Origin of the sequence: Nocardia albiluteola, assembly GCF_018860155.1 — a bacterium.
In the GTDB taxonomy this organism is placed as follows: Bacteria; Actinomycetota; Actinomycetes; order Mycobacteriales; family Mycobacteriaceae; genus Nocardia; species Nocardia albiluteola.
Window position 1 is genome coordinate 388,852 of record NZ_JAHKNI010000008.1, and the last position, 15,253, is coordinate 404,104.

9 protein-coding genes and 1 pseudogene are annotated in these 15,253 nt (G+C 70.1%); 3 read left to right on the forward strand and 7 right to left on the reverse strand.

Annotated elements, in window-relative coordinates:
- Window position 1 precedes the first annotated feature (1 nt).
- Window positions 2-1,861: a methylmalonyl-CoA mutase small subunit gene (gene mutA / locus KO481_RS25205; RefSeq protein ID WP_215920262.1), complete on the reverse strand. Its 1,860-nt coding sequence runs from the start codon at window positions 1,859-1,861 to the stop codon at window positions 2-4.
- Window positions 1,862-2,172: 311 nt separating this feature from the next.
- Between mutA and KO481_RS25210 the strand changes: the two genes are divergently transcribed.
- Complete coding sequence (locus KO481_RS25210; RefSeq protein WP_215920264.1) at window positions 2,173-2,868, forward strand: TVP38/TMEM64 family protein; 696 nt, start codon at window positions 2,173-2,175, stop codon at window positions 2,866-2,868.
- A gap of 320 nt (window positions 2,869-3,188) precedes the next feature.
- On the opposite strand, the gene KO481_RS25215 is transcribed toward KO481_RS25210, so the two are convergent.
- Window positions 3,189-4,226 carry an alpha/beta hydrolase gene (locus tag KO481_RS25215; protein WP_372452122.1) on the reverse strand — a complete coding sequence of 346 codons (1,038 nt, stop codon included), beginning with the start codon at window positions 4,224-4,226 and terminating at the stop codon, window positions 3,189-3,191.
- Window positions 4,227-4,427: 201 nt separating this feature from the next.
- Between KO481_RS25215 and KO481_RS25220 the strand changes: the two are divergent.
- Window positions 4,428-5,197, forward strand: a pseudogene (locus tag KO481_RS25220) (SAM-dependent methyltransferase).
- Between the two features lie 10 nt (window positions 5,198-5,207).
- Window positions 5,208-6,125, forward strand: a complete 918-nt coding sequence (locus tag KO481_RS25225) for a serine/threonine-protein kinase (RefSeq protein WP_215920266.1) — start codon at window positions 5,208-5,210, stop codon at window positions 6,123-6,125.
- 128 nt (window positions 6,126-6,253) lie between these two features.
- Here KO481_RS25225 and KO481_RS25230 read toward each other — a convergent pair whose 3' ends face one another.
- The 5 genes from KO481_RS25230 to KO481_RS25250 form a co-directional block, all read right to left on the reverse strand.
- A complete protein-coding gene (locus KO481_RS25230) occupies window positions 6,254-8,206 on the reverse strand; it encodes an MFS transporter (protein ID WP_215920268.1) in 1,953 nt (650 codons plus the stop codon).
- 350 nt (window positions 8,207-8,556) lie between these two features.
- Window positions 8,557-8,886 carry a transglycosylase family protein gene (locus KO481_RS25235; protein ID WP_215920270.1) on the reverse strand — a complete coding sequence of 110 codons (330 nt, stop codon included), beginning with the start codon at window positions 8,884-8,886 and terminating at the stop codon, window positions 8,557-8,559.
- Window positions 8,887-9,229: 343 nt separating this feature from the next.
- Window positions 9,230-11,026, reverse strand: a complete 1,797-nt coding sequence (locus KO481_RS25240; RefSeq protein WP_215920271.1) for a hypothetical protein — start codon at window positions 11,024-11,026, stop codon at window positions 9,230-9,232.
- Window positions 11,023-13,905 carry an ABC transporter permease family protein gene (locus tag KO481_RS25245; RefSeq protein WP_215920272.1) on the reverse strand — a complete coding sequence of 961 codons (2,883 nt, stop codon included), beginning with the start codon at window positions 13,903-13,905 and terminating at the stop codon, window positions 11,023-11,025. Before KO481_RS25245 ends, KO481_RS25240 begins: the two co-directional genes overlap by 4 nt.
- Entirely contained in the window at window positions 13,896-15,212 is a 1,317-nt protein-coding gene (locus KO481_RS25250) for an ABC transporter substrate-binding protein (protein WP_215920273.1), read from the reverse strand. The genes KO481_RS25245 and KO481_RS25250 overlap by 10 nt, the downstream gene beginning before the upstream one ends.
- Window positions 15,213-15,253 lie beyond the last annotated feature (41 nt).

Sequence of the window (15,253 nt, forward strand, 5' to 3'; positions counted from 1 at the left end):
TCTACGCTCCCAGCTTTTCCAGCAGGCCGGACAGCGCGGCGACCGCGTCCATCCGTGCGGTGAGGAATCCGTCCGGACGTTGCGCGCCGGTCAGTTCGGCGACCGCCTTCTCCGGCCCGGCCAGCAGCACCGTGGTTACCCCGGCGCCCCGCAGCTGCTCCACCGCGGCGGCGGCCTCCGCGCCGTAACGTGCGTCGGTACCGCACAGCACCGCAACCAACGCGCCGGATTCCGATGCCGCGGAACCGATCCCGGCGAACTCCAGGGCGCCCGGGTTGATCGTCTCGATGCCGCCGGAGGCCAGGACGTTCGCGGTGAAGGTCACGCGGACGTTGTACTCGGCGACGGGGCCGAGAGGCACCAGCAGGGCCTTGGGTCGCTCACCGTGGGTGGCCAGGTAGCTGTCGGATCGGTTGCGCAGCTGCTCGAACGCGGCGCCGTAGCGGGCGATCGGCGACGGCACACGCGCGGCCTCGGACAGCGGCATTTCGGCAAGATTGGGGAATTCGCTGACGCCGGTCACCGACGTCTTGCGGTGCGCCACATCGCGATCGCGCTGCGCACGGGTCGCCGCTACCCGCTCGGCCAGCAGGCCCGAATCGAGCGCGGCACCGAATCCGCCCGCGGCCTCGAGCTCCTGCATGAACTCCCACGCCTTGGCCGCCAGCGCGTCCGTGAGACTCTCCACATACCAGGAGCCCGCGCCCGGATCCTGCACGTGACCCAGATGCGATTCCTCCAGCAGCAGCAGCTGGGTGTTGCGGGCGATCCGCTGCGAGAACGGCTGCGACACATCGAGTTCGCCGGGCGGCAGGGCGACGTCGAAGGGCAGCACGGTCACATAGTCGGCGCCGCCCACGCCCGCGCCGAAGGCGGCCAGGGTGGTTCGCAGCATGTTCACCCACGGATCGCGCTGGGTCATCATTGCCGCCGAGGTGACCGCCCACTGCGGTGCGTTGCCGAACGCCGGCGCGCCGAGCTGATGCGCCACCCGTGCCCAGAGCCGCCGCGCGGCACGGAATTTCGCGATGGTGGCGAACTGGTCGTCGGTGGCGGCGAAGCGGAATATCAACTGCCCCAGCGCATCGGCGATGTCCACGCCGGCGCCGGTCAGCGCGCGCAGGTACTCCAGGCCCGCCGCCACGGCCGCGCCGAGCTCCTGTGCGTCCGAGGCGCCCGCGTTGTGCACCGCCACGCCGCAGACGGTCAGCGCGCGAACCGATTCCGGGCGCGCGATCGCCTGCTGCGCGAGTGCGACGGCGGTGTCCAGATCGGTGTGGGAGGTGCCGTTGAAACGGCTGGTGAGCGGGGTGAGGCCCAGCGAGATGCGGATGTCCTCGCGGCGCGGAGCCTGGTAACCGTCGAGGATCGAGAACAGCTGCGACGCGGCGGCATTCCCGTCCGCGCCCGCGTCCAGGGCCAGCGGAGCCAGCTCGAACAGCAGCCCGTTCAGCGCCCGCGGCAGCTGTTCGACGGGCACGCCGCGCTCGCCCGCGCCCAGCCAGAGCGCGCTCACGCCGTTGTCCAGCCCGGCCAGAATCTCCTCGTTGACCGCGGCGGAATCCGCGCTCTCGAATCTCGCGGCCACGTGCCAGCCGCGATGCACGTCGCGGGTCGCGTCGGCGCCGCGCACGAAGGGGAATTCGCCCGGCAGCGGCTGCTCGGGGAGTTCGTCGCGGCGGGTGTACAGCGGCGCGATGGTCACGCCGTCATAGGTCGAGGTGTCCAGCAGGCGTTCGGGCTCCTCGCCCAGCTCAGCGGGCTCGACCCTGCGTGGCTTGGCCAGCACCCCGGCCACACCCTTACGCCATGCGGCATAGCCCGGGACGACTTCCGGGCCGGGATCGGAACCTATCGGCATCGCTGCTGTACCTCTTCCACTCGAGTCCGATACTTCTACCTGTACCGGACGCCGGGATGGGTCACCAACTCTTCGCATCACCTTCGCACACCGCTGTGTGCCTCGTTCGCAGACCCATTCTGCTGGGATTTCGGTCCCGCCCAGCCTGTTGCACCGCCGCGGCGCGGAAGATCCCGAGCATGCGGGCGCGCCTGAGGCCGGCGCCTCCGCCCTCGGCAATGCGTTGTCCATCCGCGGCTCAGGCCTCGCTAACGTCCGCCCCGCGTTCATCCGGGCGACCCGCGACCGGTCCCGGCGGGTAGCCTGACTCGGTGCTCAGGAGATTCCGCAATCCGCGATTCCTCGCGCTGCTGGTGTTGTGCGGTGTCGTGGCGGTGCTCGCCCTGCTGGCGCCGCACCCGTCCCCGCAGCAGATCCGCGACTGGGCGCACTCGGTCGGGCCGCTGTTCCCGGTCGTCTTCTTCCTCGTGCACGCCATCGTCACCATCGCTCCGTTCCCGCGCACCGTATTCACCCTGAGCGCGGGGCTGCTGTTCGGGCCCGTGCTCGGCATCGGGCTCGCGGCGGGCGCGACCACGGTCAGCGCCGTCCTCACGCTGCTGATCGTGCGCGTGCTGGACCGGGAACAGGTCGCCGCGCGGCTGACCCACCCCGCGGTGCGCGCGGTCGACCGGCGCCTGGCCAAGCGCGGGTGGCTCGCGGTCGGATCGCTGCGGCTGATCGCGCCGGTGCCGTTCTCGGTGATCAACTACTGCGCGGGTCTGTCCTCGGTGCGAATGGTGCCCTATGTGCTGGCCACCATCGTCGGTATCCTGCCCGGCACCATCGGCGTCGTCGTCCTGGGCGATGCCCTGACCGGGAAGACCCATCCGGCGCTGCTGGTGCTCTCCGGGATCTGTATCACCATCGGCGTGATCGGACTCGTCGTCGACGCGCGCTGGGGCGCGGGCGAATTTGCCGAAGCCGAGGCAACGGCCGAACAGATAACCGAACCGGCCGACGCGTAGCGCTCCCGGAACCCGCAGCGCCCCGGCGCCGAACGCCCGCAAGCAGGAGCCATTGGCGGCCGCGTCGCCGCGTCGCGCGCTGCACTGCATATTCTCCGTGCGAGCAGCGCTCCGCCGGCGGCGTTCCGCCGGCAGCGCTCCGCCGGCAGCGCTCCGCCGGCAGCGTTCCGCCGGCAGCGCTCCGCCGGCAGCGCTCCGCCGGCAGCGCTCCGCCGGCAGCGCTCCGCCGGCAGCGCTCCGCCAGCGTAGCGCCGCTTCTGTGTGGCCCGACGTGGTTGTTCCCGACGCTATGGACAGGCAGGGGACGGCGTAGCGGCTGGTCAGTTCGCCGGCAGCCCCAGGCCGCGCGCGAGCACCGGCCAGGACTTCTTGAATTCGTCCTGCCAGTAACCCCAGGAGTGGGTGCCGGTGGACTCGAAGTCGTAGGTGGCGGGGATGCCCAGCTGGTTCAGCTTGGTCTGCATGTTGTGCGAGCAGTAGTTGACCGCGGCCTCGAGCGCACCGCCGACCGCGACCTCGTTGGCCAGCCCGCCGGGGCCCGGCGCCTGCAGGAAGGGTGAGCTGAGGGTGTCGTAGCGGCCGGGCAGGCCGGAGCCGCTGGACAGGAACAGGTTGAGCCCGCGCAACTGGTCGGCGTGTACGTAGGGATCGTTGGCGGCCCACATCGGATCGCCCTTGGGGCCGTACATGTTCGCCGTGGCACCGCCGCCCGCGGACACCACCGTGTTGACGAAGTCGTAGCCGACCGGGTCGCTGATCTGCGCACAACCGCTCAGCGCCGCAACCGATTTGTACAGTCCGGGCGCGGCGATCGGCAACTGCAGGACCGAGGTGCCCGACATGGACAGGCCGGCGATCGCATTGACTCCGTTGGTGTTCAGCGCCCGATCGATCAGCGGGGGCAGCTCCGCGGTCAGGAACGTCTTCCACATGTTCAGCCCGAGGGTGGGATCGGTTGCGCGCCAATCGGTGTAGTAGCTCCAGGCACCGCCGATCGGCGTCACTACGTTGAGGTGTTTGTCCGCGAGGAATCCACTCACATCGGTCTCGCGCGACCAGGTCGCCGAATCCTGGCCGCCCCCGGCGCCATTGAGCAGGTACAGGGTCGGCGCCGGCGCCGAGGTGTCCGCGGGGCGCTGCACGTCGACCTCGATGTTCTTGTGCATCGCCGCGGAGTACACCTGCAGCACCAGGTTGCGGCCGCGCGCCTGCACCGACGCGATGTGCGATCCGTCGGCGGAGCTGCCCGCGGCCTGGGCCGTGTCCGCGGCCGCGGGCACCGCCGCCGCCACGGGGGTCAGGGCCACGGCCGCCGCGGCGACGACCGCCGCGGTCGCTCTCTTCTTCGACAGATGCACACCGTCTCCTTCGGGCTGCTTGCGGGATGACGCTCTGCGCCGGCTGACGCACACACCCTTCCGGCGAGCTTTAAGAGAGCACTGACCGAAGCCTGTGAGATACCTGAGACGCGACGTGACAAGTCCCACGTCGCATGTTCTTGCCTGCACAGAGCACGGCGACTCGGCGCGGCGTAGTCGGCCGAACCACTGCCGGCCACGATCGACACCACCGTCCCGCACGAGGCGCGCTTTTACGACTATTGGCTCGGCGGGGTCGACAACTACCCCGCCGACCGCAAACTCGGCGACGAGATCGCCGCCCATATCCCTGGCATTCGCAGCATGGCCGAGGCCAGCCGCGCATTTCTCGGACGGACCGTGCGATACGCCATCACCGAACTCGGCATCACCCAGTTCCTCGATATCGGCACCGGATTGCCCACCGCGCGCAACACCCACGAGGTGGCCCAGGAGGTCGATCCGGCCGCACGCATCGTCTACGTGGACAAGGACCCGCTGGTGCTCGCGCACGCCCGGGCCCTGATGATGAGCACGCCCGAGGGGCGCACCACCCTCATCCACGCCGACCTGCGCGATCCGGAGACGATCCTGCGTGATTCGCGATACACCGAAACCATCGATCCCGACCGGCCGGTGGGAATCATGCTGATCTCGGTTCTGATGTATCCCTGGCCACCAGCCACTTCACCGCCGATTTCGATCCCCGGGGTGCGGAGCCGGCCGCGCACGCCGCCGAGCGGTCCGGTATCACCCTGATCACCCGTGATCGGACCGAGACCGAAAGGCTTTTCACCGGAACCAATCTCATGGCGCCCGGGATATCCACGCTGGAGGCCTGGCACCCGGAACTTGCCGAGGTTCCGCTGTTCGATGTCGAGCCTCATTCCGGTCCTGCCTGGGCGTGGGCCGGAATGTGGCGCAAACCTCGAGCCACCGATACCCCGGAAATCGCGGCCGATCCGCTTTAAGCTGTGCGGCGTGTCATTCAGGTCAGGAGACCGCTTCGCGGGGTTCGTCATCGCGGCGCAGCTCGGAGTGGGCGGGAGCAGTGAGGTCTATCTGGCCGACGACGGGCAGGGTCCGGTCGCGCTGAAGATCATGAATACCGCCGCCGGGCAGTCGGATTCGGCGCGGGCGCGGTTCATCCACGAATTCGAGGTCGCGGTCAAACTGCACCACCCGAATATCGTGCAGATGTTCGCGCACGGGGAATTCGACGGGCGGCTGTGGTCGTCGCACGAATATATCGATGGCGCCGCCGCGCGCGGGCCACAGCCGCGTGCCGATCCGGATCCGGATCCGGCGATGGTCGTCGCCGTACTCACCGGAATCGCCCGCGCCCTGGACTATTCGCACACGATGCGGGTGCTGCATCTGGACGTCAAACCGGCCAATATGCTGGTGAGCCGCGATATTCCGGCGCCGCCGCCGGATGCCGATCCGATATCGCGGGCCGGTTCGCACGATCCCGATCCGGATCTCGTGGCGAGGGTCAAGCTCTCCGATTTCGGCACCGCCCGCCGGTTGGGCGGCGCCGGGCCCAAACTCACCCCGGAGGGTTTCATCGTCGGCTCGCTGCCATATGCTGCCCCGGAATTGTTGCGCGGCGAGCCAGTTCGCCCGGCGACCGACCAGTACGCGCTCGCCTGTTCCGCGGCGGAACTGCTCACCGGACAGCCGCCGTTCCCGCTGGTGAATCGGTATAAGCTCGCCGACGCGCAATTGCACGAGCCGCCGCCCGATATCTCGCGCCGCCGCTCCTGGATTCCCTGCGCGGTCGGCTCGATTCTGCGCAAATGCCTGGCAAAGGATCCGCATCAGCGGTATTCGACCTGCACCGAGCCGATCAAGATGATCGCCCGCGCCCTGCGTGACATCGATCCGGCGGACTACTGAGCTGTATTCCGGTCGCCGCGGCGTCGGTGCGGCGGTCCATCGACGTTGGTCGACAACACCCTGCGGTTCGAATCATGCTGCACAGCAACCAATTACATCTGCGGTCGCCGCCTGGATTCGATTCGGACTCAGCCCGCCTTCCCGGTGCCCGGCACGGGTTCGGGATCACGTTGCTCGCGCTCCTGGTCGCGTTGCGCCGGTGCGGGATCCGCCAGGGTATCGATGGCCCGGGTGAGTTCGGCGAGGGCCGGCATGGCAGCCGCGAGCAGGTGCTGCCAGCCCGGGTGCAGGTCGTCCAGGGCGGTGCGCAGGATGTCCGTGTTGGTCGCCTGCCAGCCGCGCACGGCCGCGACACCGTCCTCGGTGAGGGTGAGGGTCACCGCACGGCGGTCCTCGCCCGGGGCCCGGGTGATCATGCGCTGGGTCTGCAATCCGTTCACCAGCGTGGTGACCGAATTCGGCGCCAGGCGCAACAGCCGGGCCACCTGCCCGGGCCGGATCCCGGGATGCTCGGCCACGCAGGACAGCAGTTCGAGCTGCGCGACCGACAGCGTATTGCCCGGATCGGCGGCGCGGGCGGCGCGGCGCATCGCCCGGCGCAGGGATGCGATCACCTCGGCGACGGCGCCCTCGGCGGGCCGGACGGCCGCGGGCTGGGCCGGCGGTTCACTCATGGGCGCCTCCTCACGGTGCACGGATGCCTGTGATTGTGCCCGGCGCCCGGTCAGCGTCGACGCGGCGGCCAGGATCGCGAAGAACAGCAGTCCGATCAGCGCCAGCCGCGGCGCCGCGGACGGTGCGCTGGACTGGCGCTCCACGTGCAGCGCCAGGGTAACCACGGCGACGCCGCCCGCGGTGCCCAGTCCGCGGCCCATATTGACCAGTCCCCCGCTCGTGGCCGAGCGTCCCGCCGGGACCGCGCTCATGATGCCGGTGTTGTTGCTCGGGATGAAGACGCCCAGGCCGAGCCCGAGCACGCCCAGCCAGGCGAACGACCACCACGCCGCGGTGTCCGCCACCAGCGCGGCCAGCGCGATCATCGCCGCGGCCGCGCCCAGCCGCCCGCGCAGCCGGCCGTCCCAGTCCGGCGGCAGCACCTTGCCGCCGCCGACAGCGGCCAGGGCGAATCCGGCGGGCAGGGCGGTCAGGATCAGCCCGGATCTGCCCGCGGTCGCGCCGTGCAGCTGCGGGAACAACGCGAGCGGGCCGAACAGCACCAGATATGCCGCAAACGCCCCGACCAGCCCGGCGCCGACCGCGCGTGGGCGCAGCATCGCCAGATCGATGAGCGGATCGGTCGCCCGGCGCGACCACCACCACAGCCCCGCCCCGCTGACCAGCGCCAGCGCCGCCAGCGCGACGGGCGCCCAGCCGGGGACCGGAAGGCCCGAGATCGAGGACACCGCCAGCAGCGCCGAACTGGTGCAGGTGATCAGCAAAAGCAGTCCGCGCCAATCGAATTCGGTCAGAGCGGCGCGATGCCGGGTGCGCGGCAGCAGGTAGCGGCCCGCGATCAGCGCGATGATGCCGACCGGGACGTTCACCCCGTACACCCAGCGCCAGCCGATGGAATCGACCATGAGCCCGCCGATCGCCGGCCCCAGCGCGAGCCCCAGCGCCTGTGCCCCGGCCTGCACGCCGAGCGCCGAACGCATGCGGCGCGCGGGCACGCTGGTGACCACCAGCGCGACGCTGTTGGCCTGCAGCATCGCCGCACCGATGGCCTGCAATACCCGGAACCCGATCAGCCAGCCCAGCCCCGGCGCGAGCGCACAGGCGGCCGAGGCGACCGTGAAGACCACGAATCCCTGCAGATAGACGACCTTGCGGCCGATCGAATCGGCGATCCGCCCGGCCGCCACCACCAGACCGACGACCGTCAGCAGGTAGGCCAGCGACACCCACTCCACTCCAGCCAGGGGCGCCCGGAATTCGCGCTGCACCGCCGGGAACGTGAGCGTGACGATGCTCGCGTCGAGCTGGCCCATGAACGCGCCCAGGCACACCGCCCCCACCGCGAGCCACCCCGCCCGCGGATGGTCTCGCACGAACGCAGGACGAGCCGACTCGACGAACAACATCACAGACCTCCCGCACACACATGCAACATTTTTATTCTAGAACAGAACATTGATGTGCTTGTAACCGCTGGCCTAGGATCGCAAAACAGACGCTGAACCGGACGTATATCGCCGGTCATCGCACGCTTCCCGAGGCCGATCGGCCAGCCATCCACAGGAGGCGACAGCGAAGTCTTGACGATATAGTTCGAGCACAGAACCTTCTAGCGACAACCTGCCGCACGGACGGCGAGTGCGACGGTGGTGGTGCCGACGGGCTGACGCGCCGAAACAGAACACGGCCCCGCCACCCGGACGAACCGGACGGCGGGGCCGTGCTGATGCTTGTTGTTGCCCCTGAGAGCGGCGCCTTACAGGTTGCGGCCGCAGACGGGCCACGCGCCGGGGCCCTGGCCGGCGAGCACCTTCTCCGCGACGCGGATCTGCTCGGCCCGGCTGGCGCTCGCGGGGTTGCCGCTGCCACCGTAGGCATTCCAGGTGCTCTGGGTGAACTGCAGGCCACCGTAGAAGCCGTTACCGGTGTTGGCACCCCAGTTACCGCTGGCCTCACACTGCGCGACGGCATCCCAGTTGTGGCCACCGGCCGCGGACGCGGTCGCGGTCAGGCCGAACGGAACGGCGATGAGGGCGCCGGCGACGGCAGTGAGTCCGAGCGTGCTGATCTTGCGGTTGCGAGACATATGGTTTTCCCTGCCTGCGCCCAACCACCCGGCAATATCGCGTCACCGAGCCCTGTCCCCAGAAAATGTCGGGTTCGAAGCTCGTATCACGGGACAGGTTTCCGGCGTTCGACGATACGAGTTCCAGCCCGTGTTCCGGGCCGACGCCGACGGTAACGGAGAATTCGCCGCAGATCACGTCCAGATAACAGCAGTTATTTATATTAATCGTCCGACGATCTCGCGGATTCCCGCGCACGACCTGCCGAAAATGACGGACTACATTCCTGTAGTTATAGTTCCGTTATGTGTTCGGGATCACACCGAAATTGTGATCCGGACCGCTGAGAGAGCGGGGCCCGGTTCACCGGTCTGCGGGCGCCGGAGCGTCCTCGGGCGCGGGCAGCGGCCAGCGGTCCACGTCCGTGAGCAGCAGCGGGCCCGGCGAGCCCAGCTCCGGATCGAACAGGCCCGGCTCCGACAGCAACCGGTCCCGCACCCTGACCTGGGCCGCAACGGTCAGTGGCGCATCCGGGACACCGTGCTCGCCCCGCGGGCGCACCTCCCCGGCGTGCGCGAGCCACCCACCGGCCTGCCGCAGCACCTCGCCGCGGCCCGGCGACCCGTTCAGCAGCAGACCGCCGTACTCGGGCACCAGGGCCATCGCCGATCCGAGATGCTGCAGGCAGCGTGCGATCCCCAGGGCATGATCCAGGTCCCGGTAGCGGGTCAGCGCCCGCTGCCAGTCGTGCAGGGCGCGACGTGCCTCCCCGCGCTGCCACCGCAGCACTCCCATCGTCTCGTAGACGTGGGCCAGCCCCGCGGGATCACGGTCGTCCGCGGCCAGGGACTGCGCGACCCCCAGGCAGTTGCGCGCGGCATCCAGGCTCCCGAGGTGCAGGCGTACGATCGCCAGGTCGACCAGGATGCAGACCGCCCCCGCGACATCCCGGGCCGGAACCCGCCCCCACGCGCGCTCGAGCAGCGCGGCGGCCCCCTCGAGCGCGCGGACCCTCGTAGCCTCGTCGGTCCAGTCCTCCCGCAACCGCCGCATCGCCTCGCCCTGGTCACGCCGGGCGACCAGGGAGGACTTGTAGCGATGCAGCCACGACACCGCCGATTCGACGTCCCGCGCGCCGAGGCGCACCCGCGCCAATTCGTGCTCCACCGGCTCACCGGCCGGCGTGGTGATCTCGGCGATACTCAGTGCCAGACCGTCTTTCGCGGCACTCCAGCCATTGCGGGCGTACCAGCGATCGAGCGCGTCGGCCAGCCGGATCAGTTCCGGCACCGCCGCCGAAAGCCTGCTCCGGCCGATCTCGCGGCAGTCCCGGATGAGCGCGATGAGATGCGCGTCCTCCTGCTCGAACCAGCGCCGTGCGCCGGCGCCGAGCCGGCCGGTGTCCAGCGCCGCGGCCCATCGGGTCGCACGATCGGCGTGATGACCCACCAGCGTCTGGAGCGCGGCCCCCCACTCGGGGCCGTCCGCGATTCCGTCGACCATGTCGGCGGGCAGCACGCACACCACCCGGAGCCGATCGCGAGTGTCGCGGGCCAGGATCCCGGCCCCGATGAGCCCCTCGATTTCCGTGGCGGCGGAACCGTTCCGGTCGGCGGGCGCGTCCTTCGGGAGCCGCTGGCGGGCGGTGAGCACCGCGGACACCAGGTCGTACAGGGCCGCCGTCTCGTACCTGTCGAACGGCAGCGCGCTGAGCACCTTCAGCACGCGATCGTCGCAGCCGGCGGGCAGCTGCGGATCCCGATTCACCTGACGCACGGGAGGTTCCGGTTCCGCACCGATGGCGCTCGGCCACGACCGCACCGGCGCTCCCGGCGAGATCAGGTCGGCGGTCAGCCGCAGCTCTCGCTGTGCCCACACGTGCTCCCAGGTGCGAATTGCCTGGCGCACCAACACATATCCGGCCGCCGCCAGCACCACCAGCACCGCGATGCGGCTCAGCCAGGAGGAGACCGAAGTCAGCGCCCGGCTCTCGCCCACCTGCTTTTCCAGGAGTTTGCTGATAATTTCCAAAAGCATCGAGGTGGAAAAGACCGACGCGGTCCGCAGAAGTCCCTGCCACACCGACGATTTCGCGACGGCCTCGGCCGAGGATTCCGGGGCGCCGGGCTCGGCGCCGTCGATGCGCTCGCCCGAGGTCATCGCAGCACCCCTCCGGTCAGGCCGGGCACCAGGAACCGCCGCCACGTCAGCAGCAGGAGCAGGACCGGCGGCACCGAGGACAGCAGCCCGGCGGCGGCCAGGTGCGCCACGCCCTCGTGAACCTGCCGCGCCTCGCTCCACAACAGCAGCGACCACGGGCTCGCGTCGGCGCCACGCACTTGCAGCCCGATGAAGAAGTCGTTCCACACCTGCACCAGCTGCAGCACCAGCACCGCGACCACGGCCGGTCCGGCGGTCCGGGCCACGCCGCGCACCCGATACCCGACGCTGGCGGGATCCCGCTGCGACTCGGCCAGAGGACTGTCCGCGGGTGCGAGCAGCGCGCCGCGCAGAATCAGGATCGCTATCGGCAGCCCGATCGCCGCATGCACCAGAATCAACGGCATCGAGGTACCCGCCAGGCCGTGATCGGTGATGTACGACCGGATCGGGCCCAGGTACACCTGCGCGGGCAGCACCGCGAGCACCACCAGCAATCCCATCACCGCGCGCGAGCGCGCCCGCGCCGACGACGCCGCCCGCCCGGATGCCGGCTCCGGCGCGGCAGCGTAGTACGCCGGCGGCAGCGCCGCCGTCACGGTCAGCACGCTCGCCACCGCCGCCACCAGCGCCGTGTTCCGCAGCGCGCGCCACAGCTCGCCGTCGCGCCACACCGATCCCGGCCCGACCAGGGCGGGACCGTCGAGCCCGCGCCAGCTGTTCACGACCAGCACCGCCAGCGGCAACAGCAGTACCAACGACACCAGCCCTACCCGCAGGCACAGACCTCCCGCCTGCCACCCCACCGGAAGCACTCGCCGCCGCATCCGCGCGCTCAGCGAATCGATCTGCGCCCCAATGCCATCCGCCCGCCGACTCAATCGTGTCGCACGCCTGCCGACTTCTCGCGCGATCGCCACCCGCACGGCCCAATCACCGTCGCCCACAGCACCATTCGCAACGACACGCCTCTCCTGGCCCGCCGCCGCACCCACGTACGCGGCAATGCCTGCCTCGGACCTCACACCATCCGATCCGCCACTACCGTCCCCGGTGACATTCGACGCCGCGCGGCCATCCTCGGTACCGCCCTCACTCGAAACATCCACCCCTCCTCCGAAACTCCCGACACCGGCCTCGTTGCTGACCTTGCGGGCGACACTCGCTTCCCCACTGCCGCTCTCGATGCCGCCCTCGCCGACCGCACCCATCTCGGCACTATGGTCCCCAGCGGTACCCGACCAAACACCGCTGTGCCCAGCGTTGCCTGTCCCGGTGTCGGCCGCGGCGCCGCCGCCGCCGGCGATGCCGACTACACCGCCGCCGATTCGCGCGACACTCACTTCCCCACTGCTGCTTTCGGTACCGCTCTCACCGACGGCACCCCCAACCCCGGCACTCGGCTGAACGTCGCTGTGCCCGCCTTCCCTGGCGGCGCTCTCCTCAGCGACATATGACCCAGCGTTGGTGTGCGCGGCACTGGACAGTGCAGCACCGGCAAGCCGAGGATCGCAGGACGCATGGCCGCTCGGCCGAACGACCGTCGCGATCGTCGTCAGGGTGGCGGCAAGAATGCGCAGGGCCCGGGCGGCGCTGCCGATGGCGACCGCAGTCAGCAGACCGCGTCGTGCGGGGCCGGACGCCGGGCCGCGGTATCGGATCGCGTCGACCGACATTCGCAGATGTACCGGAAGCGCGGCTCGCGGTGGGGTGGGCCAGCGAGTGTGATGGCGCGGCATGCCCATTTGCAGCAGCCAGGCGAGCAGGCCGACCAGCACCGCCAGGGGCAGCGAAAATGCGGCGGCGGCAGCGCGGTCGCCGCCGGAGGCCGCGGGGAGATACCACCAGTGCAGGGTCACGCTGTCCAATGTGTACTGCAGCGGACCGGGAACTCCCACGAGAATGACGTCGAAGACCCGGGCCGCGGCGACGGTGACCACCAGTCCGACGATCACAAGCACGGGGTTCAGCAGCGCGAGCAGTCGCCACCAGCGCCGCCAGCCGGTGAGCGCGGCCAGATCGCTGCTGCGGACCGGGTCGGCCTCGATGCTGGCGATCGCCACGCGCACCAGCACGAACAGCGCGCCGAACCAGACCCAGGTGAATGCTCCGCCCAGCATCAGCGCATAGAGGAACTTCTGCCCCGGCACGCTCGTGACGCCATCGGCGAACCATTCGATGATCAGCCGCCCCGCCAGGCCCGCGACGAACGCCGAAACGCCGAACGGCACGATCAGCGGCCACCACGGCCACCAGGTGTGCCGCAGCGTCCACGCGATCAGGATCGTCAATCCGAGCATCAGCACCGTGAGCAGCACCCAGGCCACGGTGATCGTGTACGACTCGATCCCGTCGCTGGTGCCGTACAGGATCCCCACCGCCGTCACGCCCACCACCGCCGGCAGCTGCGCGGTTCGCAACCGGCCCACCGATTTCCGCAGCCACAACCACAGCAGCGCCGCGCCGACCCCGGCCGCGATCGTCCAGCACGCCAGCGGCCACCAGCGCAGCTGCACGGCCGCCACGATCGCCGCGACCACCGCGCCGGCCAGCCACAGCGACCACATCACCAGGTCCCACGCGCGCGGCAGCCAGCGATTCTCGTGCAACCGGCGCACCGTCCACGCGGCGCAGACCACGGCCGCACAGCACACCACGACCAGCGGCCGCGGCCCCGCGGCGAGCCATACCGTCGTCAGTGCGGGCGCCACCAGCAGGAGCATGAGCGCCAGCGCCGGCAGTTGCAGCACCAGCGGCGCCAGCCCCCGCAGCTGCCATCCGCTCACCAGCGCACCGGACATGCGGCGGGGCGCCAGCTCCAGGCGCAGACCGTTGGCCTCGATCCGATCGATGCCTGTCGCAGGTTCCGTCACAGCCACGTCTGCTCCAGATCGCCGATCGCGTGCTCGGTGGCCGCATCCACGGCGGCGGACCCGTGGCCGCCGACATCGGTGAGAAATCGAGTCAGAATGCGCCACAGCCCGTTCCGCCGCCCGCGCGGCCCCGCCAGATCCGCGAAGTCGAAGACGTCCCAGCTGTTCATCTGTGCGTGCACCGGCTCGAACACCCCGTAGTAGGACGCCGGTTCGGGTGCATCGAGCCGCGGCTGCACGAAACCGCCGTAGCGGGTGACCCACGGCTCCGGAGCCGAGGGGGCGGCCAATGCGGCCACGAGGTCGTCGGCGCGTTCGGACGCCGCCGAGGTCACCACCATGACGTCGCCGCCGCCGATGCGAGGGGCGACGGCATACTCGGCCCTCCGAAAGGCCGGAAACGGCATCACGCCGACGCTGGACTCGCCCCGGCCCGTGCGCCGAAGGCATTCTCGCACAATGGGTTCCGCATAATCCGGTGCCACCACCATCGCGGCCCGGCCGTACAGGAACACATCTCGCACGGCGTCGGGAAACTGCCGTCGCAGCGTATCGGCGACCCCACCCGGAAATGCCCGTGCGTGCCCCCAGATGGCGCCGAGCATATGCAGCGTCGTTCGCACCTCAGGCCGATCCCAGCCCGCGGGCGACTTCGCCAGACTCTCGTACTCCTCGCGCGCTATCGCGCGCAGCACGTTCGAGAAGTGATACGCCAGCACCCAGCCGTCCGCGGCGCCGAGGGCGAACAGGCGGCGGTCGCCGCGGGCGTATTCATCGACCTTTCGCGACCAGTCCGCCAGGCACCACTCCCGTGGCGGGTCGTCCGGGGGAAACGCCTCGCGGTCGTACCAGACCAGGGACATGTTCGCGGACTTGAACGGCAGGCCGAAGAGGCTGGCCTGGCGGGCGCGGGGATCGGTATGCCACAGCACGTTCCACCACGAATCGGGATAGCGCTGCACACCGTCCGGTGCCCACAGCGATTCGTGCATCGCGCGCAACGTCGTGCCCGCGAGATCCTGGATCCGGCCGGCGTCAGGCAGCATCACGATGTCCGGCGCATCGCGGCCCGCAGTGAGCGCGGTATCGATATCGTCACCCAGCGGCACGACCTCCACCGGGTCGGTGAACTGCGGCGCGCTGCGACCGGACCGCACCCCGTCCAGTACCGCGCGAAAGGCCTCCAGTTCGGATCCGCTCCAGGACACCGCAATTCGCAGCGCTCCCGAACTGCCGCGCAGAATCTCCGGCGCGCATGCCCCCGCGAACGGCAGGATCAATCCGGCCTGTAGCACGGCCCGTCGCGTAACCATCCCCCGAATACCGCTTCCTTGCAGTACACCCCGTCACCGGT